This window comes from Hyphomicrobium sp., from assembly GCF_036780825.1.
Lineage (GTDB): Bacteria > Pseudomonadota > Alphaproteobacteria > Rhizobiales > Hyphomicrobiaceae > Hyphomicrobium_C.
This window is the reverse complement of the sequence record NZ_DAIQCD010000009.1, coordinates 59,246-84,189: the sequence shown is the minus strand read 5'-3', so window position 1 is coordinate 84,189 and position 24,944 is coordinate 59,246. Positions and strand designations below refer to the sequence as shown.

Genomic DNA, 24,944 nt, shown 5'->3' with positions numbered 1-24,944 from the left:
GCCGTGCTTCCCGCGGAAGCGTCCAGGTGTTCCAATGTCATGCGTCTCAGTCGCGTTCTCGTACTGCCGGCCCTGATGCCGGCCATCATCTCCGGCTGCAGCTCCGGGCCCAACTTCGTCGCGAAGCTGGAGCCATGGCGGGCCCAGGAAGAAAGCTCCTGCATCGCGTCCGGCGTGCTCACGCATACGACCTTCATCGCCAGTCGCTCGGCGCTCGGCGGCCCAAGCGTTTGCGGTACAGAGCGCCCCTTCGAGCTCTCCGCGGTCGATGACGGGCGCGTGCAGCTCAAGCCCGCCGCCCTGCTCCGATGCCCAATGATCCCGCAAGTCGAGCGCTGGATCCGCGAAAGCGTCAGCCCGAGCGCGCGGCAGTATCTCGGCTCGGAAGTGGTTGAGGTTTCCGTCGCCGGCTCTTACTCTTGCCGCCCGATGAATCATGTCTCAGGCGCGCGCCTTTCCGAGCACGGCTATGCGAATGCCCTGGATGTCTCGGGCTTCACGCTCGCCGACGGCCGCAAGATCTCCGTCAAGAAGGACTGGAACGGTGACCCCGCCAAGCAGGCCTACCTCCGCGCCGTCCATCGGGGCGCCTGCGAGCGGTTCACGACGGTGCTCGGCCCGAACCACGACCGGGCTCATCACGATCATTTCCACGTCGACCTTGCGCGCCACGGGCTGAACGGCCTGAAACGTATCTGCAAATAGAGGCCATCGCGCGCCGAGTTTGCGCGGGCACCGTAAAGGGCCGAGGGTGAAAGTCCGCTCACACACTCTTGCGCTTGGCGGGGGGGCTGGCCGCAGCGGTGCCGGGCCCTTCATAGGTGCACCGCGCAGGCGCCCGCACCTTCCACACCAAGCCGCTTTCGGCATACTCGACCGACACCTTGGCATCGAGCGACTTCTCGACCATGGCGACCATGATTGTGTAGCCGAACCCGCGCCGCGAGGGCGGCTTGACGGGAGGGCCGTCCTTCTCGGTCCAACTGAGAACGAACTCCCGCGTCTCGCCCGAGCCTTCGAGGTGCCAGGAGGTTACAACCTTCCCGTTGTCGTCGGATAAGGCGCCGTACTTGCTGGCGTTGGTCGCGAGCTCATGCAGGGCCATGCCGATGGCCTGCGCAGCCGGCGGCTGCAAGCGCACGGGCGGCCCCGCGATCTCGATCCGCGTGCCGATCAGCTCGCGGAACAGCGCGAGCTGGGAGCGGACAAGATCGGCGACGCGCACGCCCTGCCAGTTGCTCTCGATCAAAAGATCCTGACTCGCCGCGAGGCCGACGATCCGGTTCGAGAACTGGCGCACGAAAAGCTTCGGATCGTCGGACGGCATCTGGCGCGCGATCGCCTGCACGACTGCCAGCATATTCTTCGAGCGATGGTTGACCTCGCGCATGAGGAGCAGGATCTGCTGCTCGGCCTGCTCGCGCAGCTCCGCCGCCTCGACGAGCGCGGCGCCGATGGCATTGGCCTCAGTGACCAGCGTCGGCTTGAAGGTCACGTTGCGCCCCTCGCCAAGCGCCTTGGCTGCATTCTCGGCTGCATCCAGCGGCTGGGTAATGATACGCGCCAGGCCGACAGCTCCGGCGAGCCCCACGCATGTGAACGCCGCCACGATGAGCACATAGTTGAGCAGCGCGTCGCGCGCTGCCGCATCGACGAGCTCGGATAGAACGGAGACGTACACCGTCCAGCCCGATACGCGCGACGGCGCAACGCCCCATTTGACGAGGCGGCCTTCAAGATCCGTACCCTGGAGCTCGCTCCCGACCGCACGCGAGACGTCCGACAGCGGCTTGCCGGCAAATTCCTCGTGCAAACGTGTGCGGGCGATGACGACGCCTTTGCGATCCACGATGGTGGCGCGCCATTCCGAAGGCATCTTCTGCCGGTCGAGCAGCTCCTTCATCAAGGCCGGCTCGAGCGAAAGAGACAATATGTAGTGCAGCTTCCCATCCCGGAGAACCGGAACGCTGACCGCAATGACGGCGCCCTTCGAAACCTCGCCGAAAACAACGTCCGAGATCACGGGCCGCTTTCCATCCAGGACCTGCCCCGTCAGCCCGGAAATGGGCGGAAGAGGAGCGCCGTAGGGAACACGCGTGTTGAACAGGATGTGCCCGTCCGGGTCCCGGAGAAAAGCAAATATCCCGCGCGGACCGAGGGCCGCCTGGGCTTGCCGGTAGACAGTTGCGAGATCGTCCTCGGCGAGCGCCGGCGTCGTCGCGAGCGATTCCAGGATCGCAATGTAGCCGTTCAACGTCTGATCGAGATCGGCGGCGATGCGTTCAGCATTGAGGCGGGCTTCGCCAAACAGCCGGGCACGCTCCGAGGCGGTGAGGCGCGACGCCTGGATACCTAGCACCGCGAGCAGAGGGACCGCGAGCGCAATGATCAAAAGGGCCAGGAGAAGAGAAACGGGCCACGGCGGGCGGAGGGAGGTCGGGAGCTGCATTCCGTGGGGAGCCATCCAAGCCGGCGAGGTCAGCCAGTCTTACATCAACAGGCGCGGCGCTGGTAAGACCCCGGAGGGACGAAACGCAGGGGCTTCGCATCCGATGGTTTCCGGAGATCGCGGCAAACACGCTCTATCTCGTTGGTTTCGAGGCGGTTTCGCGGGTTCTGGGCGCGCGCGGCGGCCATACCAGAAAAAACTGCTGGCGAACAATGAGAGGCTTCCCCCGTGTAAGGAGCGCGTGTGGCGCAAGATGCGAATGCTCCCGGCTTGCCGGCCGCCGCGTCATGCGGGCGGGCTCTCAATTCCCGCTCGCACTACTGGCTCCGTAAGCTCGGGAGAGCAGTACTCGATGAAGCGGAATGCGTAGCCCCTCAAATAGGTTCCGCGGCGAACGGCGACACGCGCGACATTGACCTCGAATAAATGATCGGCATCGAGGAGGCGAAGCCCTGGATCGCGCACCGGATCGAAGGCTCTCGAGGCGATGATGCCGATGCCGAGGCCCAGCTCGACGTAGGCCTTGATGACATCCGCGTCGAGAGCCGAAAGAACGATGTCGGGCGCGATATGCGCGTCATGAAACGCCTTGTCGATCTTGGAGCGGCCGGTGAAGCCTTCGCCGTAAGTGATCAAGGGCCAGTCGGCGAGCGCTTCGATCGTCAGCTCCTGGCTGGTGTCGAGCGCATGCCCCATCGGCACGACCACGCCGTGATGCCAGGAGTAATAGGGGAACGCTACGAGCTCGGGCGCATCCTTCAGCGCCTCAGTGGCGATGCCGATATCCGCCTGCCCGCTGCGCAGCATGGTGACGATCTCGGCCGGGCCGGCCTCGTGCAGGACGAGGTTCACCTTGGGAAATTGTTTCTTGAACTCGCTGACAACGGGGGGCAGCGCATAGCGCGCCTGCGTGTGCGTGGTGGCGACGACGAGCTGCCCCTTGTCGGTCATCGCGAACTGTTCGCCGAGCTTCTTGATGTTCTGGGTATCGAGGAGAATGCGCTCGACGATGGTGACGAGCTCCTCTCCGGGCTTGGTGAGGCCGAGAAGGCGCTTGCCGCGCCGCACGAACAGCTCAACACCGAGCTCATCCTCGAGATCTTTGATGTGCTTGGAGACGCCTGACTGAGATGTGTGCAGCGCTCCGGCCACCTCGGTCAGGTTGAAATTCCGCCTCACTGTCTCGCGCACGATCCGCAGTTGCTGGAAATTCATATGCGTCCCTCACGCTTGGACCCGGACCGCCCGGCCGTCGAACCGGGACCACGAAATTCAGAGAAGGCGCGCCTGCACCCCGCGCTATCTCGACTTGCCGAACAGACTGAGACGCCGGCTCCTGATGCGGACCTTCTCACCCGTCGCAAGCCCAAGCGCGACAATATCATCGGGCTTAACCTCGACTTCGAAATAGTCCTTCCGGCCCCCGCGCGCGTCGCCATTGGCAACCAGTTCAACCCGCGTGACGGCACCGCTGGTCAGGATCCGGTTCACCTTCACCGCCACGCCCTCGCCGGACGAGCCCCTCACGATCTCGGTCTCATGCGGGCGGGCGAACGCAACCACGGACGTGCCGTCGACAAGATCGACACGGCCATGGGGAAGCAGGTCGTCGCCGATGCGAACGTAGCCGCCTTCCACATGTCCGCGGAACTCGTTCACGTTGCCGATGAACCCGTAGGCGAAGGAGGTGGCCGGCTCGTTGTAAATTTCGCGCGGCGAGCCGATCTGCTCGATACGGCCTTTGTTCATGAGCACGACACGGTCGGCGACCTCGAGCGCCTCCTCCTGATCATGGGTGACGAAGATCGAGGAGATATGCAGCTCATCATGCAGGCGGCGCAGCCAGCGGCGGAGATCCTTGCGGACCTTGGCGTCGAGGGCTCCGAACGGCTCGTCCAGAAGCAGCACCTGCGGCTCGACGGCGAGCGCCCGGGCAAGCGCGATACGCTGCCTCTGGCCGCCCGACAGCTGCGAGGGGAAGCGGTCGGCAAGCCAATCGAGCTGCACGAGATCGAGAAGCCGATGGACGCGCTCGCGGATCTCTTTTTCTCCGGGACGCTCCGAGCGCGGCTTGACGCGCAGCCCGAACGCCACATTCTCGAACACGGTCATGTGCCGGAAAAGGGCGTAATGCTGGAAGACGAAGCCCACATGGCGCTCGCGCACGTGCTTGGCCGAGGCGTCCTCGCCCGAAATGATAATCGAGCCTTCATCGGCATAATCGAGGCCGGCGATGATGCGCAGAAGCGTGGTCTTTCCGCAGCCAGAGGGGCCGAGCAGGGCAATTAGTTCGCCGCGGGGCAGATCGAGAGAGACGCTGTTCAGCGCTTTGAAGACCCCGAAGGACTTCGAAATGTTCCGGACCTCAATGCTCATGATGTCGTCTCCTCGGAGAGGACGAGGCGTGCCCGCCACTCGATGTAGGTCTTGATGGCCAGGGTTACGAGCGCCAGCAGTGCAAGCAGCGACGCGACGGCGAAGGCCGCCGCAAACTGATACTCGTTATAGAGAATTTCCACATGCAGCGGCATGGTGTTGGTCTCGCCGCGGATGTGCCCGGAGACGACCGAGACGGCGCCGAACTCGCCCATGGCGCGCGCGTTGCAGAGGATGACGCCGTAGAGCAGGCCCCATTTGATATTCGGCAGCGTGACGCGCCAGAAGGTTTGCCAGCCGCTGGCGCCGAGGGTGACGGCGGCCTCCTCCTCATCACGGCCCTGGGCCTGCATGAGCGGGATCAGCTCACGCGCAACGAACGGGAAGGTGACGAAGATGGTCGCCAGCACGATGCCCGGCACGGCGAAGATGATCTTGATGTCGTGCGCCATCAGCCACGGCCCGAACCACCCATGGGCGCCGAAGATCAGGACATAGATCAGGCCGGCGACGACGGGCGAGACCGAGAACGGCAAGTCGATGAAGGAGATGAGGACGTGCTTGCCGCGAAAGTCGAACTTCGCGATGGCCCACGCTGCGGCCACGCCGAAAATGACATTAAGCGGGACGGAAATTGCAGCGGCGAGCAGCGTCAGCCTGACGGCGGCCAGCGCATCCGGCTCGACGAGAGCCGCGAGATAGGCCTGCCAGCCCTTGCGGAGCGCTTCCACAAACACCGCGATCAGCGGCATCAGCAGGAAGAGCGCGAAGAACGCGAGCCCGACGGCGAGCACCGTGCGCCTCACCCAGCGCTTATCTCGCGTGGCGAGATTGCTCTCGAAGCGGGTTACGGACCGCAGCCGAGGCGCGAGAGGCGCTGTTGCTGTGCTGGCCATCAGGCGTCTCTCCCCATGCGGCGCGACGTCCATGCCTGAAGGCCGTTGATGACGAGAAGGAGCGCGAAGGAGACGAGCAGCATCACGGATGCCACCGCCGTTGCTCCCTCATAATCGTATTGCTCGAGCTTGGTGATGATCATCAAGGGCGTGATCTCGGATACGAAGGGCAGATTGCCGGCAATGAAGATCACCGATCCGTACTCGCCCACGGCGCGGGCAAAGGCGAGCGCGAAGCCTGTGAGGAGCGCCGGCAGAAGCGTCGGGAAGATGACCCGGCGGAACGTCTGAAGACGGCTGGCGCCGAGGCTCGCGGCGGCTTCCTCGAACTCCGCGTCGAGATCCTCGAGAATCGGCTGAACCGTGCGCACGATGAACGGCAGGCCGATGAAGACCAGCGCGACGAGCACGCCGAGCGGCGTAAAGGCGACCTTTATGCCAAGAGGCTCGAGAAACTGGCCGAGCCAGCCGTTCTTGGCATAGAGCGCGGTGAGCGAGATGCCGGCCACGGCAGTGGGAAGAGCGAAGGGAAGATCGATCAAAGCGTCGACCAGCTTCTTGCCAGGGAACGTGTAACGGACGAGCCCCCAGGCCAGCACCAGCCCGAACACGGCGTTGATGGCGGCAGCCAGGAGAGAGGCGCCGAAGCTCAGCTTATAGGAGGCGACCACACGCGGGCTCGTGGCAGCCGCGACGAAGCTCTCCCAACCCATGCCGGCCGATTTGATGAAGACGGCCGAGAGCGGGATCAGAACGATCAGCGACAGGTAAGCAAGGGTGAACCCGAGGGACAGCCCGAAGCCGGGCAGAACTCTGCGTGCGCGTGCGTAAGACATCGGTGCCGGTCCTGCTCAGTGCGCAATCGTCAGGGCAACGATCACAAAGACAGAACCCAGAAGCGCCGTCCAGGAGATCAGTTTCTCAAAAAAAGGTGGCTTGAAAGACAAGGCGAACCCCCAGTTCCATGCGGGCAGCCTAGGGCGCGGCCCTTAGAAGCCGAACGAAGAAGAACTTGGATGCTTATTCGATTTTCTGCTTTGGCGAGCAGCGCACCGCCCGCGCACCCCCGTCTCCAAACGGCAGGGCTTTAACGTAGAAAGGCCGCCCCCTGGGCGGCCTCTCAGATCATTGGATTACCGGAAAAGCGACGGGATCAAAACTTGATGATGCCGCCGGCAAAGACGAGATCGACGTCCTCGATCGGAGCCTTGGCAATAACCCCGTCAGCAATGCCGGCGTTGATCTGGCGGAGGGTCAGATCGCCCTCCACGTGCCGGTAGGAGAGATACATTACGAGTGCTGCGGCATCGAAGCCCTGCGCGATGCCGGCACCCCACACATCGAGCCCCGTCTCCCACACGGCCCAGGAGCCCGCTCCGGTGGGATTGAGTGCGTCGGTTGCGCCCACGGTTCGGTTGCCGTTGCCGCCTCCCTCATAGGTGTAATATTCGCCGTAGATCGTCGTCTTGCCGAACGTGTTGAACTTCCGCTCGATGCCGGCCTGGATCGCCCAGAACGTCTGCTCGTCATCCACGCCCGTGCCGGCAAAACGCGTCGTCTCGGCGATGAGATCATCGACCTTAATGCCAGCGCCCGTGTTGACGAAGAGGCCGGTCGCCTCGTGGATCACGCTCACCGAGCCGCCGAACTGATGGCACTTGGTGTCATGGACGGGGCCGGGCTGATTGGCCTCGGCGCAGACCGTGTTCGTCTGGTTGGCGTCGGTAATCTCACCGTAGCCAATGCCGGCCGCAACCTTCAGGCCCGCGAACGAGCCCGCATAATTGAGCGCGGCATCCCAGTAGTCGTCCTGTCCCCAAGTTGCGGATGCCGAGAAGCCGGCGAATTCCGGCGACGTATATTTCACGGCATCGAAGCGGCGCTCGCCCTCACCCGGCTGGTCGCCCCCATCACCAATGAGGCGACGGAACGTGATGCCGCTCGAGGTCAGCTCTCCGTTTACCGCGGACCGCAGCAGAAGGCCGAGCCCCGTATCCTCGACGTCGGAGTACTTCGAGAAATCCTTCGTCTGCGTGAGATTGATCTCGGTGATCTGATCCGTCGACGTGGCCTGCCGTCCGACGGCGGCGGTGCCGAGGCGCTTGTTCTTCACGTACCAATAGGAATCCCGAAGATCGAGGCCAGTCTCGCCGGTCGGATCGTTCTGGGTGAAGCGCTTCGAGTTGGCCGTGCGCACGCCGAGCTCAAGGCGGTAGCCTGCTTCCCAATCGGCATCGATCTTTGCGCTGCCGCGGAAGCCGATGCGCGTGCGGGAGTTGTCGTTGGTGTAGACGCCGACATTGCTTTCGCCGCCGTCGTCCCACCACAGGATGCCCTGGTTCACCTGGCCATAGACTTCGAGCGAAACCTTGCGGTTGCCCTTGCGGGCCGTGGTCGCTTCCAGCTCAGCGATGCGCTCCTCGAGATCGGCGCAGCAGTTTCCCCCGAAGTCGGCGGCGTGGGCGGGCGCAGCTCCCAGCACCGCCAGCAGACTCGCAATCACAACGATCGGAGCGGTCTTTCCCACAGATCCTTCGTTCATCCCCACCTCCGCCATATCAAGCGTGATTCCCAACATAATGCTTTGATTCCAATTGCTTTCCTAAGATTTTCGGAGAACGCGGCAGGCTTAAAGAGGCCTATGCTTCCCGATTTCCCTCCCGCTGATGCGCACACGCCACGAGCTTTTCCGAAGCCGGCGCGGGCGCTCGCGCGCCCCGGAATTTGCCGCCCCCGGGTTGGCGTGGACAACGGCCGGGGGCAGCAGGTCCGCGCGTAGCCGTGCGTCGTCAGCTCCGTTTGTCGTAGATCTGATCGAATACGCCGCCATCGCTGAAGTGAATCGCGGTGGCCTTCTCCCAACCGCCGAATACCTCGTCGATGGTGAACAGCTTCACGGGCGTGAACTGGGCCTTGTACGTCTCGGCCACCTTCGGATCACGCGGGCGATAGTAGTTCTTACCGGCGATCTCCTGGCCTTCGGGCGAGTACAGATAGTTGAGATACGCCTCGGCCACCTTGCGGGTGCCCTTCTTGTCGACGACCTTGTCGACAATCGTCACCGTGGGCTCGGCGAGGATGGAGATGGTGGGCACGACAATGTCGTACTTGTCCGGCCCAAGCTCCTTGGTGGCGAGAAACGCCTCGTTCTCCCAGGAGATGAATACGTCGCCGATGTCCCGCTCCGTGAAGGTGGTCAGCGAGCCGCGGGCTCCCGAATCGAGCACCTTGGTGTTCTTGTAGATCCGGGTCACGAGATCGCGTGCGGCCTCATCGCTTCCGCCGGGCTGCTTCAACGCGTAACCCCACGCCGCGAGATAGTTCCAGCGCGCACCGCCCGACGTCTTCGGGTTCGGCGTTACGACCTCGACACCCTCCCGGGCGAGGTCCTGCCAGTCCTTGATGCCCTTCGGGTTGCCCTTGCGCACGAGGAAGACGATGGTCGACGTATAGGGTGCCGAGTTGTCGGGAAGACGCTTCTGCCAATCCGCGGGGATCAGACCTCCCTTCTTCGCGAGCTGATCGACATCGCCACCGAGCGCGAGCGTCACGACGTCTGCGTCGAGCCCGTCGATCACTGCGCGGGCCTGTTTGCCCGATCCGCCATGGGACTGCCGGACGGTGAGATCTTCGCCCGTGCTCGCCTTCCAGTGCTTGATGAAGGCGGCGTTGAACTCCTGATAGAGCTCGCGTGTCGGATCATAGGAGACGTTCAAAAGTTCCGTGGCATGGGCTGCCGCGGAGAAGCCGGCCAATCCGGCGGACAGGCCGAGCACGAGCGCGGCCCGGCGCGTGACGTGGGTGAATGACATTGGAGGAAATTCCTTTCAGCAGACTCAAGCGATGCTGGCAGCTAAGCGTGGCGCTGACCGCATCCGAACCAAGAAGAACTGCTGAGCTTATGAACCTTGCCGCGGGTGACGTGGATTGGGCGAAGCGCGGCATAGCGTTCCTGCCGCCGCGGGAATGGAAGCATGGATTGTTCAGGTTTCACGGGTTTGGAGGATAACGCGCCGTCAGCTTCGGTCAGCCTGCGCCAGGCCGACCCTTGTCGCATCGGCTTTGCACTCCTGCTGCAATGTTACCCAATTCTTGTTCTTTGACTGCCGGCACTCATCGATGCTTGATGACGGGTGCGCGCCCGCAGGGTGCTCGCCGCGGTGATTTCGAAGTCGACTTGCGCCGCGTCATCAAACGCTAAGGAGCTGCCAATGACGTCTACCGATTCGTTCTCTTGGCCTTCCGATGTCTCGCCGGCCACGTCCGTGTCCTCGTCTTCGCGCCGGATCTGTTGCTGCTGCCTTCGGGCCGCGTGAGCCCATAAGCGCAACCTTTTTCATCTCTGCGAGTTGAGCCCGCCGTGCGCGGGAAAAGGACACATCATGTCAGACGCATATATTATCGAGGTAGCCGATGAGGCTGCCGGCATCGTCGTTCGCCAGGGCGGCGAGAAGGGCTATCGCTTCCACGCCTCTCTTCCGCGCTACTACGCGCTCGACGGAAAGATCTTCTCGGCCCCGCGCGACGCGGAGCGCGCCGCACTCGCGCAATCGGGGCGGGGAGCAAAGCGCAAGGCCAATGCGGCGTAGCGCGATCCCACGGTGAACCGCTCCATCATCGCGATCGAGGCAACCGACACGCTCGGTTGCTTCTTTTTATCGAGGCGGATCCACGGGGAGGCGCGTGTCAGCTCGCGTTGCAAAGGGTCTGTCCGGAGCCTGGTGCGGACGGAGGGGATCGAACCCTCACGACGTTGCCGTCTCAGGATTTTAAGTCCTGTGTGTCTACCAATTCCACCACGTCCGCAGGGATCCGGCCCGATGCCCAGTGGCAGAGCCGGGCGCCTTTATGCGCCGGAGCGGGCCCCGGCTCAAGTCGGCTTGGCGGCTCATCCCCGGAGCTCGTCCTTGGAGCGGTCGTCCGCATGACGAATCGCGGCCCGAAGCAGGAGATAGAGCGTCAGCGCGTTCAAGAGATGCCAGAGGAAATGCGTGCCGCACGCGTGGCCGGCCAGATGCACGAGCCCGCAGACCTCGAGGTCGATGGTGCGGAACGTCATCGAGAGCGCAAAGACGCCCGACGCGACAGCCAGCAATCGCCAGGCGGGATGCGTCCGCACGGCAAGCAGCACCGCCGTGCCGACAAGGGCCACGAGCGCCGGAGCATAGCCCAGCGTGCCATTGAGGCACCTGGCGCCCGTGTGCGCCGTGATCGGGAGCAGCGTGCCGTTGCTGCATTGGATTGCCATCGCATACCGCATGGCGAGGATGAAGAGCGCGATACCGAGGGCGACCGCCATCCAGTTCATCCGGAGAAAGCGACGCAGCGCGAACACCAGATAGGACAGCATGAACACGCCGATCGGGACGATATCGGCGAACGACGCCCATCGGGTTGCATAGGTGTGGAAAATGAAGCTGCCGATGCCGATCACGAAGGCGAGCGCCGCCAGCACCGCGGTAGCCGGGGAGCGGCGGTGCGGAGGCTCCGCCAGATAATCGCGGGTGGCGGCAGCGGCCGCGATAAGGAATGCCACGTTGGACAGCGCATTGATCGGCTCGGCCCAGAACGCCGGATCCTGTCCCCGCTCGCAATAGAGGAAGAGCTTGTCGCTGAGGTTCATCGCTCCGCCTCCCTCGCCCGCGCTTTATCTCATTACGGTCCTAGTTCTCCGCGCGCCGGTCGTTGCCCGCTGCGGGCTCAGCCTTGGCGGCCTTCTGCATCAGCGTGCGCAGCTCCGTCGGATCGTCGAGATCGATGGTGTGCGGATACTGAGGGTCTTTGCCGACGGCATCCGGCATCACGTCGCCGTCCGGGGTGTAGAAGATCGTCCGCGGGACATACGTGCCGTCGGGCGAAAATGCGCCGTTGGCATCCGGATGCTGGTCCACGTCGACAAGGATCATGACGAAGCTCTTCGAAGCCGCGACCACGCCCGGATCCTTCCACACGGTCCGATAGCGCCGGCACGACCCGCACCATGAGGCGTGAAAAACCATGACGACGGGCTTGCCAGTGCTGCCCGCCTCACGAATGCCCGGCCCCACGTCACGCCAGGCAATCTCGGCGCCATTCCAAAGCTCCGCCATGGGTGGCTGATTTGCAGATGCAGACCGTGCGCCCGGCGCGGCAGCCAGCATCAGGGCAATCCATAATCCCAGGGCAGCGGGCACGATGCGCGAGCGGACATATCGGCTTTCAGGCGCGGTGCGGATCAGCATCGGTCTCAGGTCCTCCTGGCGGCGTCGGGCGGAGATGCAAACTGTTGTGATCGGGGCCGTTAGCTCACTGGAAACCAGCATCCGCTTTCCGGCCGCACGCTTTATGATTTCAATTCATCGTGGGTCTTATCGGAAAACTGGCGATGAAGGAACTTGCGTTCTCGGCCGTGCCCTCGGCGGAGCTTTCGTTTTAGGACGCGCGTTAGCGGAATATTCATGGCAAGTCCCATGCATTCTTTAACCGTAGCCGCCGTACATTCAAGGATACGCCGAGTTATGGAGAGTTGCGAATGCTCGCGCGCTGCGGCGTCGCAGGCGCCGTCCTTTTTCTGATCGCCCTGGTCCTTGTTGCGGCCGAGGCGTCGGGGATCAGCATCGGCGGCCTGCGCACCCTGTTTCCCTATGCGCTCCTCGGTCTTTCACTCGCCGCGTTTGTCGTCGGCGAGGCCATCCTTGCCATCGGGAAGGCGCGCGCGCGCCGGATCTGGGAAAGCGCTCCGCCCCTCGCCCCGGCGACACCCGAAGAACAAGTGAGCCTGCTGCGCGATGCCTTGCAGCGTGCACATCCCCTGCCCGACGCCGCTCGCTTCGAGCCGGTCGCCATAGGGGACCTCGTCGCGGAGCTCGTTTCGAGCAGAGGCAACCCGCGGCTCACGCGTTCCGGCGGGCCGGCGGTGATCCACACGCTGGGAAGCCGTAGTGCCCTCAAACAGGCGCTCGAAATCCTCATCTCAAATGCTCTCGCCAGCGGCACGCGCGCCTCGATCGCCTGCGATCATGGCGCGAGCCTTCTCGTCATCCATGTGGACGACGACGGCCCCGGAATTGCCAAGGATCAACGCGGGCTCGTGCTGCTTCCGGGCGCCGACATGGGCACAGCAAACGCCCTGCCGGCCGTCCGGCGGGCTGAACTCGTCGTCGCCCGGCAGATCATCGGGGCGCACGGCGGCGACATCGTCGTCAAATGCTCGCCGCTCGGAGGAGCGCGCTTCACGGTGCGCCTGCCCCTTCTCGACTGGCAGGAGATGGCGTTATCCGAGGCTTCGTAGCAGGCACTCGGCGCAAACATGCCATGTCTTTGTTTGGGTGTCTGATTTTCCCGCTGCGAGCTGTAGCGCTCGCAGCCTGCTCCGGCCATAGGCTCCGCTGGACGTACCGGAGATCGCGGCCGGCCCCACCGTGCAAGACGAAGCGAAAAAATCTTCCAACCGAAAAAGTTGCAGCAGCACGCTCCGTGCAGGGAGGAGCGGGCGCTTGTCTCACGTGCCGAGGTCGGCTTAAAGGCTCTGGCTTTCCCCCACGGCCACCAGGATCAGAGAGACCGAGAGCGCATGCGGCCTCCCAATGCGATAGACTTCTGGCGCGGCGTCGCACTCGTGATGATCTTCATCAATCACATTCCGGGCCTCGACTACTCGATCCTGACGCTCAGAAACTATGCCATCTCGGATGCCGCAGAGCTGTTCGTGTTCCTTGCCGGATGCTCGCTCGCCTTCGTTGCCAATGGCCAGGCGGCGGTGAAGCCGCTCGGGCAGGTGGTGATGCGCCTCCTGATCCGCGTCTTCGAGATCTGGCAGGCGCAGATCGCGACCATCTCGATCGCGATCGCCATGCTCGCCGCAAGCGCCATCTACTTCACCGATCCGCTGCTCCTCGAATGGCACGGCGCCGGCCCCGCATTCTCCGATACGGTGCGCTCTGCCATCGGCCTCGTGCTCCTCAGCTATCAGATCGGCTATTTCAACATCCTGCCGCTCTACGTCGTGCTGCTCCTGATGGCGATCGTGTTCATCATCCTGTCGCGGTGGTCCATGATCCTGGCTCTCGCCGCATCCATCGCGCTCTATGCGGCGACGCTGACCTTCGAGCTCCGGCTGCCGAGCTGGCCGGTCAGCGGGGCATGGTTCTTCAATCCGCTATCCTGGCAAATCCTAATCGTGCTTGGCTTCCTCGCCATGACGGCGCGACGGAAGTACCCGGAACGATGGCAGGCGACGATCCGGCGCTTGTGGCCGTTCGCCGCCGCCATCTTCGCCATAGGCGCCGCGTTGGTCTGGATCGACTACCGGCCGGATCCGATGCTGGTGCCCGCGCCCCGCTATGCGTTCATGTTCGACAAGGAGTTTCTTTCGCCGGCCAGAGTCCTGAGCATGCTGGCGATCGCAGTTGCGTTCCATCCGGCATTTCCTGTAATTTTTCGCCTAAGCGAGCCTGCCGTCCGCTACTTCAGCAGCCTCGGCCGCAACTCCCTGGCCGTCTTCTGCGTTGCCTCGCTTCTCGCTTTGGCTGGCCAGATCGTTCGCTACGTCGGCGAGCCCACATTCCTGACCGACACGGCAATCGTGGCGCTCGGACTGGTATTGTTGAGGGTTACAGCATGGCTCGCCGAGTATCGCTCCCACGCGTCGTCCTGACTGGGCTTGCGGCTTGCCTCACGGCGGCGGCCGCACATGCCGCTGATCCGCTCCCGGCACCCGGCAGCGACGCGCGCCCCACAGCCCCGAAATCCGCCGCGCAGCCGGCCGGCGTCATGCCGCTCGCGACACCCGCACCCGCCGTGGCGCCGAAGCCCATGAAGCGCAGCCCACTCCTACGTTTCGTGGGCCCGCGCGCGGGAAGCGTCGAATGCAAGGTCAAAAGCCCGGCGTTCGAAGGCCGCGCCCCGCTGCGCGCCGTGCGCCGCGCCATCCTTCAGAAACGGCCGGTTCGCGTCGTCGCGCTCGGCTCATCCTCGACGGTCGGGCTCGGCGCATCCTCGCCCCGGGCAAGCTATCCCGTGCGTCTCGAGAACGATCTCGAAGGCACCATCGACGGTCTCACAGTGGAGATGTTTGCGCGCGGCCAGTCGGGCGAAGTCGCCGAAGATGCCGCCGAGCGCATTAAGGCCGAAGTCGCCGCTATTAAGCCGGATCTCGTGGTCTGGCAGGTGGGGACGAACGATGCCGTGGCGCGCATCGACGCCGAGACGTTCGGCGCGCTGCTGCGCGAGACGCTCTCATGGCTCGAGCGCCACCGTATCGACGTCGTTCTGATCGATCCCCAATACGTCGAACGCCTTGCAAAGGATCGGCGCTATACGAGCATCGTCAACGAGATTGCGACGGTGGCGAGCGAGAAGCACGTGCTGCTCGTGAACCGCTATGACAGCATGGCGGACCTCGCCCGCGCCCATCCCGGCTCGTCCTATCTCGCGAACGACCGCTTCCACCTCAACGATCTCGGCTACCGCTGCATGGCTGAATATGCGGCACGCGCGATCGTCGCCGGCATTCTTCAGGCCGACGCCGAAAACGGCGCTACGCACTGACGCGCCGAGGCACGTTCAGCGCGAGCGACTTCCGGAAGAGCCAGCACCCTTCCGCAGCACATGCGACAAGAGACTACGATAGCGAGGAACGCAGGGCGCCCGATCCGATCAGGCGGAAAGTCATTCCGGCGCCCAAACAAGGGCCGCTGAGCAGTGCTCAGTCGGCGCGCAGCACGTCATCAAGGGGTGCCCGCGGACGGCTCTCGTCCTTCGTTTCCGAGACGGACGGCATATCCTGCACATCCTGCTGGCCAAGGGGGCCGGGATGGTCGGGATCGATCACCGTTAGGATACGGACATGGGCGTAACCGTGCGAAGCGGCAGCAGGAAGCCGCTGCTCATATTCGCACCCCGACGTGGAGGCATGGTCGATCATGTAGTCCTCCGTTAATTTTCCGTTGCCGAAGGTGTGATTTAGACACGGGGGACCTTGCTTCGATTGGGCCCTTCCGGGCAATTGGCACGAGTACGTAGTAATCCAACATACGGGATTTTACGTATCGCGGCGGAAAAGATGGAATTGAAGGCAGTTAAGATACTGACTCACAATCGAAAATACCGATAGGCTGAACACAACAAAAAGCGCTTCGATCCTTTTCACGGTTTCGGCTTAAGCGACGCCGAGAGTTCCTCTAAGCGTTTATTTGGCCTTAGCTCCTCCAAACATCGGACTTTGTGGGGCGTCGCGCCGCCGGCTGCTTGCGTCGCTCATTGCCGCTTTTCGCTTGCATGGCTCCAGCCGGTCACGCTTTTGAACGGCGCCATGACCGGTGTCCACTTTTCCGGAAGCACTCACTGCTATCGTGCTTCCCACCGGAAAACCGGTGTCCACTTTTCCGGAAGCACTCTTGAACCCATGACGGACGCTCGCCTCTATCGCCGCATTCTGCTGGGTTGCCTCTTTCTCGCGGCCTACGTGGCGCTCGATTACATCAGCTACGTCAAGCCGTACCGCGGCCTCGGCATCACGCCCTGGAACCCACCGCCTGGCCTCAGCATCGCGATGGTCTTTCTCGGCGGATGGACCTATGCGCCCTTCGTGCTCATCGCTCCGGCCATGGCCGACACCATCGTCAGGGGAGCGGCGCTCGGGCCGATGCTCGAACTCGCGCTGTCGCTCGCGGTGGGCGGAACCTATCTCGCTGGCGGCTTTGCGCTGCGCCATATTACGGGCTTCGATCCCCGCTTTCGCTACGTCCGCGATGCGCTGACGCTCACGGGCGTTGCGATCTCCGCCTCGCTCGTCGCCGCTGCGCTCTATATCGTGATCCTCCGCCACTCCGGCACGATCTTCCAGAACGAGGTTATCTCCGTCGCCTGGCGCGCCGCCGTGGGCGACATGATCGGCATCCTGGTCATCGCGCCGCTCGTGCTGCTGGCTGCAACCTACCGCCCATGGCCCAGGCTCGAGCCCCTTGCCCTGGTGCAGCTCGCCTCGCTGTTCGGCGCCCTCGCCGTCGTCTTCGGGTATCAGGAAGCGACGGCCTTCCAGCTTTTCTATCTGCTTTTCCTGCCTCTGCTGTGGATCGCCCTGAGCTACGGCCCGCCCGGCGCGGCGGTCAGCCTTCTCTTCATCCAGCTCGGCCTCATCATCGGCGCCGAGATCCGCTTCGGACCGGATCCCGGCCTTGGCGCTCTTCAGGTTCTGATGATCGCGCTCGCCATCACTGGTCTCATCGTCGGCACCATCGTGGCCGAGCGGGAAGATTCCGCGGCGCGGCTGCGCGATCAGCAGGCGTCGATCAACCGGGCGTTGCGCATCCGCTCGGCCGGCGAGGTGGCCGCAACCATCGCCCACGAGATCAACCAACCACTGACGGCGGTCAGCACCTACGCCGGCATCGCGGCCAAGGCGCTGGAAGACGATAAGCCGGAGCTCCTGGCACGCGCCGTCGATCGAATCCGCGCCGAAAGCACGCGCGCGAACGAGGTTCTGCGCGGCATTCGCGAGCTTCTGCGCCAAGGCACGCTGACCAAGCGCGATGTCGACATCAGGGGCAAGCTTGAAGAGCTTGAGCAGCTTCTCGGCGAGGACCTCGAGAAAAAAGGCATTCGCCTGCTCATCAACGTCGCCCCGGCCGTTCCGATCGTGCGCGCCGACGGCATTCAGCTACAACAGGCGATCCATAACTTGATCGTCAACGCTGCTGAGGCCATTCTTGGCGCTGGCCGCGGCGGCACAGTGGAAACTCGGGTCGGGGTTTCCGCCAACGACGACGTGCTGATCGAAGTGCGGGACGACGGTCCCGGCTTCCCGCCGGGTTTCGACGTCAATGAGCCGGCGCCGTTCACGACGACCAAACCGGAAGGCTCGGGGCTTGGCCTCGCCGTCGCGCGCTCTATCGCAGAAGCGCACGGCGGAGGCCTTTCCATCGCCACGTCGGCGCGCGGCGCGCGGGTCGTAATGAAGCTGCCGATCGAAAGGGAGGGCGGATGACCAGGACCGTAAGCGTCATAGACGACGAGGCCTCGGTCCGTGAAGCGGTTGCCATGCTGCTCGAAACGCACGGACTCACGGTTGCATGCTACGAAGGCGCGGGAGCATTCCTTGCCGCACCGTTCGCAGCGGGCTGCATCGTGAGCGACGTGCGCATGCCGGAGATCTCGGGCCTCGATCTCCTGCGCACGCTCAGAAACGCGGGAGATCCAAGACCTCTTCTGCTCATGACCGGCCACGGCGACGTAGAACTCGCCGTGCAGGCGATCAAGCTCGGGGCTTTCGATTTCGTTGAGAAGCCGTTCACGAACGAGCGCCTCATCGCCAGCGTTGAAGACGCGCTCGTCGCCTCCGAAAACTCCCTCAAGGAGCGCCTCGAGCTCGACGATCTCAAGAGCCGTTACGAGGCCCTCTCAGAGCGCCAGCGCGACACCATGCAGCTCCTCGTGCGGGGCCTTTCCAACAAGGAGATCGGTCAGCAGCTCGGCATCAGTCCGCGCACCGTCGAGATCCATCGCACCTGGGTCATGACCAAGATGTCGGCGCGCTCGATCGCAGACTTGGTGCGCATGGCCATGGCGCTCGGCATCGAGTGACGCACCCCTGACAGAGATCAAGCACCGCTTTTTACCTTGAGATAATCTCCGCCGATCGCAGCGCAGCCAGCCAGGGCGCCCGCACCGAGACCCATCAGTGTGACGGGATTGCATCGATGTGGGTATTTCAATTTTTCTGCGTCGAGCGCACCGGTTGAATCAGCCAGACTGCGGCCGTCAGGTGAGAGGGAGGACACTCGACATGATGAAGGATGCCGCTTTGCGGCTGGGCCTTGCGGCGGCGCTTATCAGCGCCAGCTTGGCGCCCGCACTGGCTCAGACGGAGACCGGCTTGGCCTCCATTCACAATCTAGCCCGCGTCGGCAAGAAGCTGTGCATGACCGATCATTACCATTACGGAAGCGGCAACGGCCGCACCAAGGCGCTGGCAGAGCGCGCGGCCATCGCCTCCTGGCAGAGCTTCACGGATTTTGAGTATGGAAGCGTGTGGGCCCGGTTCAGCAATGCCGCTGCGAAGCGCGTGAGCTGCTCGCAATCCGGCGGCGACTACAGCTGCCAAGTCGAAGCACGCCCCTGCCGCAGGTAGGGATCGCAGCATCACTCATCAAACGATGAGGCTATCGAGAGCCGTTCCGGTTTAAGTGGAAACCAAGAACGGCTCTAAGTTTTTTTCTTCGTGCTTCTTTCCGGAAGCACTCTAGAAGCTAACGAGCTTGCCCGGATTGAGGATGCCATTGGGATCGAGCGCCGTCTTGATGCGGCGCATGAGGTCGATCTCGACTTCGCTCCTGACCCGTACAAGTTCCTCGCGCTTCAAGCGTCCGATGCCATGCTCGGCGGAAATCGATCCGCCGAGCGAAACCACGACGTCGTGCACCGCGCGCGCCATCTCTTCCCACTTGGCCAAAAACGTCTCGCGCTCCATCTCGCGGGGCTGCGAAACGTTGTAGTGCACGTTGCCGTCGCCGAAGTGGCCGAACGGTACGGGGCGCGCGCCGGGGCATATCCGCTCGACGACGGCGCCGGCTTTCACCAGGAACTCGGGGATGCGCCCAACGGGCACGGAGACGTCGTGCTTAATGGAACCGCCCTCGCCTTTCTGCGCTTCCGACGCCGCCTCGCGCAACCGCCACAGGTCCGCCGCCTGCTGCAGCGACGAGGCGACCGCCGCATCGCTGACGAGTCCCCTCTCGGCCGCATCCGCGAGCAGACCATCGAGAAGCGCTGCGGCCTGTCCGGCGCGGCCCGAAACTTCGATCAGCGCGTACCAAGGCGCCTCGCCGGCCACCGGCCGGCGCGTGCCTGGAATATGCCGCGTAACGAAGGCCAACAGGTCTCCGCTCATGAACTCGAACGCCGTGAGGGAAGCTCCCGCCTGGGCCTCGGCGAGCTGGAAGAACGGCAAGAGCGCATCGAGAGCCGGGAGAGCGGCAAACGCCGTCGCGCGCTCCTCGGGTTCTGGAAAAAGCCGCAGCGTCGCCGCCGTGATGATGCCGAGCGTGCCCTCGGAGCCCACGAAGAGATCACGCAGATCGTAGCCGGTGTTGTCCTTCTTGAGCGCGCGCAGGCCGTCCCAGACGCGGCCATCCGCCAGCACCACCTCGAGCCCGGAGACGAGGGACCGCGCCGTGCCATAGGCGAGCACCGCAACGCCGCCGGCGTTGGTGGCGAGGCACCCGCCGATGGTGGCGCTGCCTTCGGACGCGAGGCTCAAGGGGAACAGCCGGCCGGCACCACGCGCTGCCTGCTGAACTTCGGCGAGCGTCGTGCCGGCTTCCACGGTCATCGCGTCGCCTGCCGCATCGACGGACCGGATGCGCCGCAAGCGCGTGAGCGAAAGCACGATCTCGCGTCCGCTTTCACACGGGATCTGGCCGCCGACGAGCCCGGTGTTGCCACCCTGGGCAACCACGCCTACGCCCTCGGCGTTAGCCAAAGCGAGAAGCTTCGAAACCTCTTCCGTGGTTGCGGGCTTCACGATCACGGGCGTCCGGCCCACATAGAGGTCACGCCATTCGCGGAGGAACGGCGCTTGCTCGGCAGCATCCGTGATCGCATTTTCAGCGCCCACGATTTCCACAAACCGGGCGATCAGGCGGGCGTCGGGCACTTTTACGGAACGATCGGAGGACGTCGTCATGAACGCGCTGCTGCTGGCATCGGAGCTGGACGCGAGCCGTCCCGCGTCCGACTGTCCATATCAGGCTTTGGCACCATGACGCAAAGAGCTGGAACCCCACGTTGCAGCGGCCTCTTCTTCGCGCTGGCCGTGACGGCGGCCGCCCTCACATTCGCCGGGCCGGTCGCCCACGCCGTCGAGCCGGTGGTCCCGAACATCCGGGCCGCGCCGAGAGGTGTCGCCCCGCCGAGGATTCCTCCCCGGCCCGCGCCCGGCGTCATCCCGAAGCGGATCCCGCCCGGCGGCATCGGAACCGGGCCCGCCATGGTGCGGCCTAGCCCAGGCGCCCGCGGCGATCTCTGCCGTTCGAGCTGCGCCTCGCGCTGCCAGATGGTGAGCTGCTCCGGCCTCAGCGTTTCGAAATGCGCGTCCGTGCGCCAGCAGTGCCGCGTCTCCTGCCAGACGAGTTGCCGATAGGGCCCGGACCGTCAGCATTCCGGGTCAAGAAGAGCTCGGACGCGGCGCGGCCGCGCGGCGCAGCCGGTCGTTGATGGCTTCGCCCAAGCCCTCGTCCGGTATCGGCACCACGGCGATGGTCTCAGCACCGGTACGGTCGAGATCACGCAGGGCGGCGAAGAGGGAGGCGGCGGCTTCCGCGAGATCACCCGTGGGACTGAGATTGACCGATGGCCCGGGCGCCGCCGGTCCATTGGGACCAAAGGAAAGCAGTGCCTCGCCCGGGCGCACGTCGTGAGCGCCGAGCCGCAGCGCGGCACGCGGCGCGTAGTGGCTGGCGAGCTGCCCCGGCGAGGCAGGACGCATCTCATCACTTTCGCAGGCCAGAAGCGGCGCGCCGAGCAGTGCCTCGAGGGCGGCGCGTGGCACGGCGCCCGGCCGCAGAAGGCGCACGTGCGCCTCGTCCGTGACGTCGACAACCGTGCTCTCGAGCCCGTGCCGCGTGGCGCCGCCGTCGAGTATCATGGCGGCCTTGCCGTCGAGATCCTCGCATACGTGTTGCGCCGTCGTCGGGCTCACGCGCCCGCTCCGGTTGGCGGAGGGAGCCGCCAAAGGACGCCCGGCCGCTGCAAGGAGCGCCTGCGCCACGGGCTGCGCCGGCACGCGCACGGCGACAGTGTCGAGCCCGGCAGAGACAAGATCGGAGAGGCCAGCATCGGGGCGGCGCTTCAGCACCAGTGTCAGCGGACCCGGCCAGAGCGATTGGGCGAGCTTGCGCGCGGCAGGCATCAGCACCGCGATCCGCTCCGCTGCCACGATATCGGGCACGTGGACGATCAGCGGATTGAAGCGCGGCCGCCCCTTGGCCTCGAAGATCGACGCAACCGCACGGCTGTTCGTTGCGTCCGCGCCAAGGCCGTAGACAGTCTCGGTCGGAAACGCGACGAGATGGCCTTCGCGTATGAGACGGCCCGCCTCGTCGATCGCTGCATCGTCCGCTATTCTCACTGGCATGCGTCGTCCGTTGCGATGGAAGGGCTTCCGCACGATGATCGGAGGCTTTCCGGCTATCTCCGAAATCGACGCGGGGTCATTGAAAGGGAACCCATGGGCTACGAGGCTCCAGTAGACGACATCCTCTTCGCGCTCAAGACGGCAAGCGGCGACGGCGAAGACGGAGACGGGAGCCCAGTGCGCGGCCTCGATGCCGAGACGCTGCGCGCCATTCTCGAGGAAGCCGGGAAATTCGCCTCCGAAGTGCTGGCGCCGTTGAACAAAACGGGCGACCAGACACCATCCCGCTGGGCGGATGGCCGCGTCGCGACACCGCCCGGCTGGAAAGGCGCCTACGACGCGTTCCGAAACGCCGGCTGGAGCGGGCTGCCCTGCCCGGAAGCCTACGGCGGGCAGGGGCTTCCCGAAACGCTCGCCATGGCCGTATGCGAAATGTGGAACGCGGCCAATCTCTCCTTCGGCCTTTGCCCGCTGCTCACCCAGGGCGCCATCGATGCGCTCCACGCGGGCGGATCCGACGAGCTCAAACGGCGCTATCTTCCGCGCATGGTGAGCGGCGAGTGGACCGGCACCATGAACCTCACGGAGCCGCATGCCGGCTCCGATCTCTCCGGCCTTTCGGCACGTGCGGATCGCATGGCGGACGGCACCTACCGGCTATTCGGCACCAAGATCTTCATCACTTACGGCGATCACGACCTGACCGAGAATATCGTGCATCTCGTGCTGGCCCGGCTGCCGGACGCTCCTGAAGGAACGCGGGGCATCTCGCTATTCCTGGTGCCGAAGCGCCTCGTCAACGGCGATGGCTCGCTCGGCGCCGATAACGACGTCGTCTGCGCGGGCCTCGAGCACAAGCTCGGCATTCACGGCAGCCCGACAGCGGTCATGAAATTCGGCGAGACGGACGGCGCCGTCGGCTATCTCGTCGGCGAGGAGAACCGCGGCCTCAACACGATGTTCATCATGATGAACGCCGCGCGCCTGGCCGTCGGCATCCAGGGCGTGGCCATCGCGGAACGAGCCACGCAACACGCCGCAGCCTATGCCCGCGAGCGCCGCCAGGGACGCGCCATCAAATCGCGGGCGCCCGAGATGGTCCCGATCGGCACGCATCCGGATATCCGCCGCACCCTTCTCACCATGAAAGCGCTGACGCAAGCCGCCCGCGCCATTTGCTACGCAACTGCGGCCACAATCGACGCATCCCGCCAAGCGGCGACGGAGATCGAGCGCGCCGCCGCTGCCGACCGGGTGGCGCTGCTGACGCCTGTCGCCAAGGCATTCTCGACCGATATTGCCTGCGAGGTTGCGTCCATGGGCGTGCAGGTGCACGGCGGCATGGGCTTCATCGAGGAGACGGGCGCGGCGCAGCTCTACCGCGATGCGCGCATCCTGCCGATCTACGAGGGCACCAACGGCATCCAGGCCATCGATCTCGTAGCGCGAAAACTGCCGCTTGCCGGCGGGCAGGTGGTCAAGGGTTTCCTCGACGATCTTGGCGCTGTGACACGTCTGGTGGAAACGTCCGGCCGCCCCGAGCTTGGCCGGGCGGGCCCGTGCCTCGCTTCGGCGCTCGCGGCCCTGGCGGAGGCGACGGCATGGATGGGTAACACACTCGCGCGCAGCCCCGAGCTGGCGCTCGCGGGCGCGACGCCCTATCTGCGCCTCTTCGCCATCGCAGCGGGCGGCCCTTACCTCGCCGAAGGGGCGCTCCGAACGCTCGAAAACGGCGAGCCGCATGCAAAGGAGCATGCCGCCGTGGCGCGCTTCTTTGCCGAGAACATCGCCGTCACCGCACCGGGGCTCGCCGCGATCGTGACATCGGGCGGGGACGCGGTGCTCGGTACGCTGCCGGAGACGGAGCCCGCGTGACGCTGGTCAGGCGCGATCGCTCCGGTATCATGCCCGCAACAAGAAACTCTGGGAGCGCCTGAGGTTTACCATTCCATGGCCACGCTGCTAATCACGCATCCTGACTTCCTCGACCACGATACGGGCTTCAGCCATCCCGAGCGGCCGGACCGCATGCGCGCTATCGACAAGGTGCTCGGCCACGAAAGCTACAACGCGCTCGAACGGGCCGAGGCACCGCTGCGCGAGGATGTCGAGGAGGCGATCCTGCTCGTGCATCCCTCCCACCATCTCGATCGCATCAAGAATACGGGCGAGAGCGCCAAGAAGCGCAACGGCGGCCTGCATCTCGATACCGACACGCTGATGTCGGCGGGCAGCATGGAAGCTGCGCTTCGCGCCGTCGGCGCCGGCCTTGACGCCGTCGATGCGGTTATGGAGGGCCGCGCGGCCAATGCGTTCTGCCAGATCCGCCCGCCCGGCCACCACGCCGAAACCGCGCGTCCCATGGGCTTCTGCCTGTTCTCGAATGCCGCCATTGCCGCGAAGTACGCGCGCAGCCGCCACGGCGCAGAGCGCATCGCCGTCGTCGATTTCGATGTCCACCACGGCAACGGCACGCAGGAGATCTTCTGGTCCGACCAGGATCTCTTCTACGGCTCGACGCACCAGATGCCGCTGTTCCCCGGCACGGGGGAGCTCTCGGAAACGGGCGTCGGAAACATCTGGAACGCGCCGTTGCGCGAGGGTGACGCCGGAGAGACCTTCCGCGACGCCTTCAACTCACGCATCCTAGGCCCGCTGCACGACTTCGGGCCGGACCTCATCGTCATCTCCGCAGGCTTCGACGCCCACAAGCGCGATCCGCTCGGCGGGCTGCGTCTCGTCGAGGCCGACTTCATCTGGGCAACGGAAGCCATCGGCAAGATTGCGGAGCGACACGCCAAGGGCCGCATCGTTTCGGTGCTGGAAGGCGGCTACGACCTCGATGCGCTCGCCAAGTCTGTCGGGGTTCACGTGCGCACCCTCATGGACCTCGGCAGCTGAGCCGGTTAAGCATCCCGGCGCCTAAGCGGCGAACGTGCGCTGCCGGTGGATCGTGCTTCTTTTCGGACACTTGCCTCGCATGGCATTGCCCGGTCTCTCTCTTGCATGGCTCCGCCATGACCGGGTTCCCACTTTTCCGGAAGCACTTAAGCTTTTGTTTGATCGTGCTTCTTCTCGGAAAACCGGTTCCCACTTTTCCGGAAGCACTTTA

23 protein-coding genes and 1 tRNA gene are annotated in these 24,944 nt (G+C 64.6%); 11 read left to right on the top strand and 13 right to left on the bottom strand.

The genetic code is table 11. The features are described from left to right. Positions 1-39: 39 nt before the first annotated feature. A complete protein-coding gene (locus tag V7P99_RS06280) occupies positions 40-705 on the top strand; it encodes an extensin-like domain-containing protein (RefSeq protein WP_333793938.1) in 666 nt (221 codons plus the stop codon). Between the two features lie 58 nt (positions 706-763). Here V7P99_RS06280 and V7P99_RS06275 read toward each other — a convergent pair whose 3' ends face one another. The 7 genes from V7P99_RS06275 to V7P99_RS06245 all read right to left on the bottom strand — a co-directional run bounded on the left by V7P99_RS06275 (position 764) and on the right by V7P99_RS06245 (position 9,533). Beyond that, the gene (locus V7P99_RS06275) at positions 764-2,449 is read right to left on the bottom strand and encodes a sensor histidine kinase (RefSeq protein WP_333793937.1); all 1,686 of its coding nucleotides are present in this window, start codon (positions 2,447-2,449) and stop codon (positions 764-766) included. Positions 2,450-2,734: 285 nt separating this feature from the next. Then, positions 2,735-3,664 carry a CysB family HTH-type transcriptional regulator gene (locus V7P99_RS06270; protein WP_333793936.1) on the bottom strand — a complete coding sequence of 310 codons (930 nt, stop codon included), beginning with the start codon at positions 3,662-3,664 and terminating at the stop codon, positions 2,735-2,737. Between the two features lie 84 nt (positions 3,665-3,748). Beyond that, positions 3,749-4,825: a sulfate/molybdate ABC transporter ATP-binding protein gene (locus V7P99_RS06265; RefSeq protein ID WP_333793935.1), complete on the bottom strand. Its 1,077-nt coding sequence runs from the start codon at positions 4,823-4,825 to the stop codon at positions 3,749-3,751. Further along, the gene (gene cysW / locus V7P99_RS06260) at positions 4,822-5,721 is read right to left on the bottom strand and encodes a sulfate ABC transporter permease subunit CysW (RefSeq protein WP_333793934.1); all 900 of its coding nucleotides are present in this window, start codon (positions 5,719-5,721) and stop codon (positions 4,822-4,824) included. The genes V7P99_RS06265 and cysW overlap by 4 nt, the downstream gene beginning before the upstream one ends. Next, complete coding sequence (gene cysT, locus V7P99_RS06255) at positions 5,721-6,557, bottom strand: sulfate ABC transporter permease subunit CysT (protein WP_333793933.1); 837 nt, start codon at positions 6,555-6,557, stop codon at positions 5,721-5,723. Before cysT ends, cysW begins: the two co-directional genes overlap by 1 nt. Positions 6,558-6,874: 317 nt before the next feature. After that, positions 6,875-8,263 carry a porin gene (locus V7P99_RS06250; protein WP_333793932.1) on the bottom strand — a complete coding sequence of 463 codons (1,389 nt, stop codon included), beginning with the start codon at positions 8,261-8,263 and terminating at the stop codon, positions 6,875-6,877. 247 nt (positions 8,264-8,510) lie between these two features. Further along, a complete protein-coding gene (locus V7P99_RS06245; RefSeq protein WP_333793931.1) occupies positions 8,511-9,533 on the bottom strand; it encodes a sulfate ABC transporter substrate-binding protein in 1,023 nt (340 codons plus the stop codon). Positions 9,534-10,103: 570 nt separating this feature from the next. Between V7P99_RS06245 and V7P99_RS06240 the strand changes: the two genes are divergently transcribed. Next, positions 10,104-10,310 carry a hypothetical protein gene (locus tag V7P99_RS06240; protein WP_333793930.1) on the top strand — a complete coding sequence of 69 codons (207 nt, stop codon included), beginning with the start codon at positions 10,104-10,106 and terminating at the stop codon, positions 10,308-10,310. A 130-nt stretch (positions 10,311-10,440) separates the two neighbouring features. Here the strand turns inward: V7P99_RS06240 and V7P99_RS06235 are convergent. The 3 genes from V7P99_RS06235 to V7P99_RS06225 all read right to left on the bottom strand — a co-directional run bounded on the left by V7P99_RS06235 (position 10,441) and on the right by V7P99_RS06225 (position 11,942). Further along, positions 10,441-10,527 (bottom strand) — tRNA-Leu (locus tag V7P99_RS06235). A gap of 82 nt (positions 10,528-10,609) precedes the next feature. Further along, positions 10,610-11,344, bottom strand: a complete 735-nt coding sequence (locus V7P99_RS06230; RefSeq protein ID WP_333793929.1) for a ceramidase domain-containing protein — start codon at positions 11,342-11,344, stop codon at positions 10,610-10,612. Positions 11,345-11,384: 40 nt separating this feature from the next. Next, positions 11,385-11,942 (bottom strand): thioredoxin family protein, encoded by a 558-nt coding sequence (locus tag V7P99_RS06225; RefSeq protein WP_333793928.1) that lies wholly within the window; start codon positions 11,940-11,942, stop codon positions 11,385-11,387. Positions 11,943-12,232: 290 nt separating this feature from the next. Here V7P99_RS06225 and V7P99_RS06220 point away from each other — a divergent pair, with 290 nt between their 5' ends. The 3 genes from V7P99_RS06220 to V7P99_RS06210 all read left to right on the top strand — a co-directional run bounded on the left by V7P99_RS06220 (position 12,233) and on the right by V7P99_RS06210 (position 15,249). Next, positions 12,233-12,991: a sensor histidine kinase gene (locus V7P99_RS06220; protein ID WP_333793927.1), complete on the top strand. Its 759-nt coding sequence runs from the start codon at positions 12,233-12,235 to the stop codon at positions 12,989-12,991. Between the two features lie 282 nt (positions 12,992-13,273). Beyond that, complete coding sequence (locus V7P99_RS06215; RefSeq protein ID WP_333793926.1) at positions 13,274-14,356, top strand: OpgC family protein; 1,083 nt, start codon at positions 13,274-13,276, stop codon at positions 14,354-14,356. Continuing rightward, on the top strand, positions 14,320-15,249 hold the full coding sequence (locus V7P99_RS06210) for an SGNH/GDSL hydrolase family protein (protein ID WP_333793925.1): 930 nt from the start codon (positions 14,320-14,322) through the stop codon (positions 15,247-15,249). The genes V7P99_RS06215 and V7P99_RS06210 overlap by 37 nt, the downstream gene beginning before the upstream one ends. Before the next feature lie 157 nt (positions 15,250-15,406). On the opposite strand, the gene V7P99_RS06205 is transcribed toward V7P99_RS06210, so the two are convergent. Continuing rightward, positions 15,407-15,625 (bottom strand): hypothetical protein, encoded by a 219-nt coding sequence (locus tag V7P99_RS06205; protein WP_333793924.1) that lies wholly within the window; start codon positions 15,623-15,625, stop codon positions 15,407-15,409. A 480-nt stretch (positions 15,626-16,105) separates the two neighbouring features. Between V7P99_RS06205 and V7P99_RS06200 the strand changes: the two genes are divergently transcribed. The 3 genes from V7P99_RS06200 to V7P99_RS06190 all read left to right on the top strand — a co-directional run bounded on the left by V7P99_RS06200 (position 16,106) and on the right by V7P99_RS06190 (position 18,829). Beyond that, positions 16,106-17,686: an MASE1 domain-containing protein gene (locus V7P99_RS06200; RefSeq protein WP_333793923.1), complete on the top strand. Its 1,581-nt coding sequence runs from the start codon at positions 16,106-16,108 to the stop codon at positions 17,684-17,686. Continuing rightward, positions 17,683-18,282 carry a response regulator transcription factor gene (locus V7P99_RS06195; protein WP_333793922.1) on the top strand — a complete coding sequence of 200 codons (600 nt, stop codon included), beginning with the start codon at positions 17,683-17,685 and terminating at the stop codon, positions 18,280-18,282. The genes V7P99_RS06200 and V7P99_RS06195 overlap by 4 nt, the downstream gene beginning before the upstream one ends. 202 nt (positions 18,283-18,484) lie before the next feature. Further along, a complete protein-coding gene (locus V7P99_RS06190; protein ID WP_333793921.1) occupies positions 18,485-18,829 on the top strand; it encodes a hypothetical protein in 345 nt (114 codons plus the stop codon). 111 nt (positions 18,830-18,940) lie between these two features. Here the strand turns inward: V7P99_RS06190 and V7P99_RS06185 are convergent, their stop codons facing one another. After that, positions 18,941-20,383 (bottom strand): FAD-binding oxidoreductase, encoded by a 1,443-nt coding sequence (locus V7P99_RS06185; protein ID WP_333793920.1) that lies wholly within the window; start codon positions 20,381-20,383, stop codon positions 18,941-18,943. A 75-nt stretch (positions 20,384-20,458) separates the two neighbouring features. Between V7P99_RS06185 and V7P99_RS06180 the strand changes: the two genes are divergently transcribed. Next, a complete protein-coding gene (locus V7P99_RS06180) occupies positions 20,459-20,839 on the top strand; it encodes a hypothetical protein (RefSeq protein ID WP_333793919.1) in 381 nt (126 codons plus the stop codon). A 24-nt stretch (positions 20,840-20,863) separates the two neighbouring features. On the opposite strand, the gene V7P99_RS06175 is transcribed toward V7P99_RS06180, so the two are convergent. After that, a complete protein-coding gene (locus tag V7P99_RS06175) occupies positions 20,864-21,832 on the bottom strand; it encodes an L-threonylcarbamoyladenylate synthase (RefSeq protein WP_333793918.1) in 969 nt (322 codons plus the stop codon). A 93-nt stretch (positions 21,833-21,925) separates the two neighbouring features. Between V7P99_RS06175 and V7P99_RS06170 the strand changes: the two genes are divergently transcribed. Both V7P99_RS06170 and V7P99_RS06165 read left to right on the top strand, forming a co-directional pair. Continuing rightward, a complete protein-coding gene (locus V7P99_RS06170; RefSeq protein ID WP_333793917.1) occupies positions 21,926-23,707 on the top strand; it encodes an acyl-CoA dehydrogenase in 1,782 nt (593 codons plus the stop codon). Positions 23,708-23,782: 75 nt separating this feature from the next. Then, entirely contained in the window at positions 23,783-24,733 is a 951-nt protein-coding gene (locus V7P99_RS06165; protein WP_333793916.1) for a histone deacetylase family protein, read from the top strand. Positions 24,734-24,944 lie beyond the last annotated feature (211 nt).

Bases quoted from the DNA above. Each gene is read 5' to 3' on its own strand.
- V7P99_RS06280 (WP_333793938.1), top strand. From the start codon at position 40: ATGCGTCTCAGTCGCGTTCTCGTACTGCCGGCCCTGATGCCGGCCATC.
- V7P99_RS06275 (WP_333793937.1), bottom strand. From the start codon at position 2,449: ATGCAGCTCCCGACCTCCCTCCGCCCGCCGTGGCCCGTTTCTCTTCTC.
- V7P99_RS06270 (WP_333793936.1), bottom strand. From the start codon at position 3,664: ATGAATTTCCAGCAACTGCGGATCGTGCGCGAGACAGTGAGGCGGAAT.
- V7P99_RS06265 (WP_333793935.1), bottom strand. From the start codon at position 4,825: ATGAGCATTGAGGTCCGGAACATTTCGAAGTCCTTCGGGGTCTTCAAA.
- cysW (WP_333793934.1), bottom strand. From the start codon at position 5,721: ATGGCCAGCACAGCAACAGCGCCTCTCGCGCCTCGGCTGCGGTCCGTA.
- cysT (WP_333793933.1), bottom strand. From the start codon at position 6,557: ATGTCTTACGCACGCGCACGCAGAGTTCTGCCCGGCTTCGGGCTGTCC.
- V7P99_RS06250 (WP_333793932.1), bottom strand. From the start codon at position 8,263: ATGAACGAAGGATCTGTGGGAAAGACCGCTCCGATCGTTGTGATTGCG.
- V7P99_RS06245 (WP_333793931.1), bottom strand. From the start codon at position 9,533: ATGTCATTCACCCACGTCACGCGCCGGGCCGCGCTCGTGCTCGGCCTG.
- V7P99_RS06240 (WP_333793930.1), top strand. From the start codon at position 10,104: ATGTCAGACGCATATATTATCGAGGTAGCCGATGAGGCTGCCGGCATC.
- V7P99_RS06230 (WP_333793929.1), bottom strand. From the start codon at position 11,344: ATGAACCTCAGCGACAAGCTCTTCCTCTATTGCGAGCGGGGACAGGAT.
- V7P99_RS06225 (WP_333793928.1), bottom strand. From the start codon at position 11,942: ATGCTGATCCGCACCGCGCCTGAAAGCCGATATGTCCGCTCGCGCATC.
- V7P99_RS06220 (WP_333793927.1), top strand. From the start codon at position 12,233: ATGCTCGCGCGCTGCGGCGTCGCAGGCGCCGTCCTTTTTCTGATCGCC.
- V7P99_RS06215 (WP_333793926.1), top strand. From the start codon at position 13,274: ATGCGGCCTCCCAATGCGATAGACTTCTGGCGCGGCGTCGCACTCGTG.
- V7P99_RS06210 (WP_333793925.1), top strand. From the start codon at position 14,320: ATGGCTCGCCGAGTATCGCTCCCACGCGTCGTCCTGACTGGGCTTGCG.
- V7P99_RS06205 (WP_333793924.1), bottom strand. From the start codon at position 15,625: ATGATCGACCATGCCTCCACGTCGGGGTGCGAATATGAGCAGCGGCTT.
- V7P99_RS06200 (WP_333793923.1), top strand. From the start codon at position 16,106: ATGACGGACGCTCGCCTCTATCGCCGCATTCTGCTGGGTTGCCTCTTT.
- V7P99_RS06195 (WP_333793922.1), top strand. From the start codon at position 17,683: ATGACCAGGACCGTAAGCGTCATAGACGACGAGGCCTCGGTCCGTGAA.
- V7P99_RS06190 (WP_333793921.1), top strand. From the start codon at position 18,485: ATGATGAAGGATGCCGCTTTGCGGCTGGGCCTTGCGGCGGCGCTTATC.
- V7P99_RS06185 (WP_333793920.1), bottom strand. From the start codon at position 20,383: ATGACGACGTCCTCCGATCGTTCCGTAAAAGTGCCCGACGCCCGCCTG.
- V7P99_RS06180 (WP_333793919.1), top strand. From the start codon at position 20,459: ATGACGCAAAGAGCTGGAACCCCACGTTGCAGCGGCCTCTTCTTCGCG.
- V7P99_RS06175 (WP_333793918.1), bottom strand. From the start codon at position 21,832: ATGCCAGTGAGAATAGCGGACGATGCAGCGATCGACGAGGCGGGCCGT.
- V7P99_RS06170 (WP_333793917.1), top strand. From the start codon at position 21,926: ATGGGCTACGAGGCTCCAGTAGACGACATCCTCTTCGCGCTCAAGACG.
- V7P99_RS06165 (WP_333793916.1), top strand. From the start codon at position 23,783: ATGGCCACGCTGCTAATCACGCATCCTGACTTCCTCGACCACGATACG.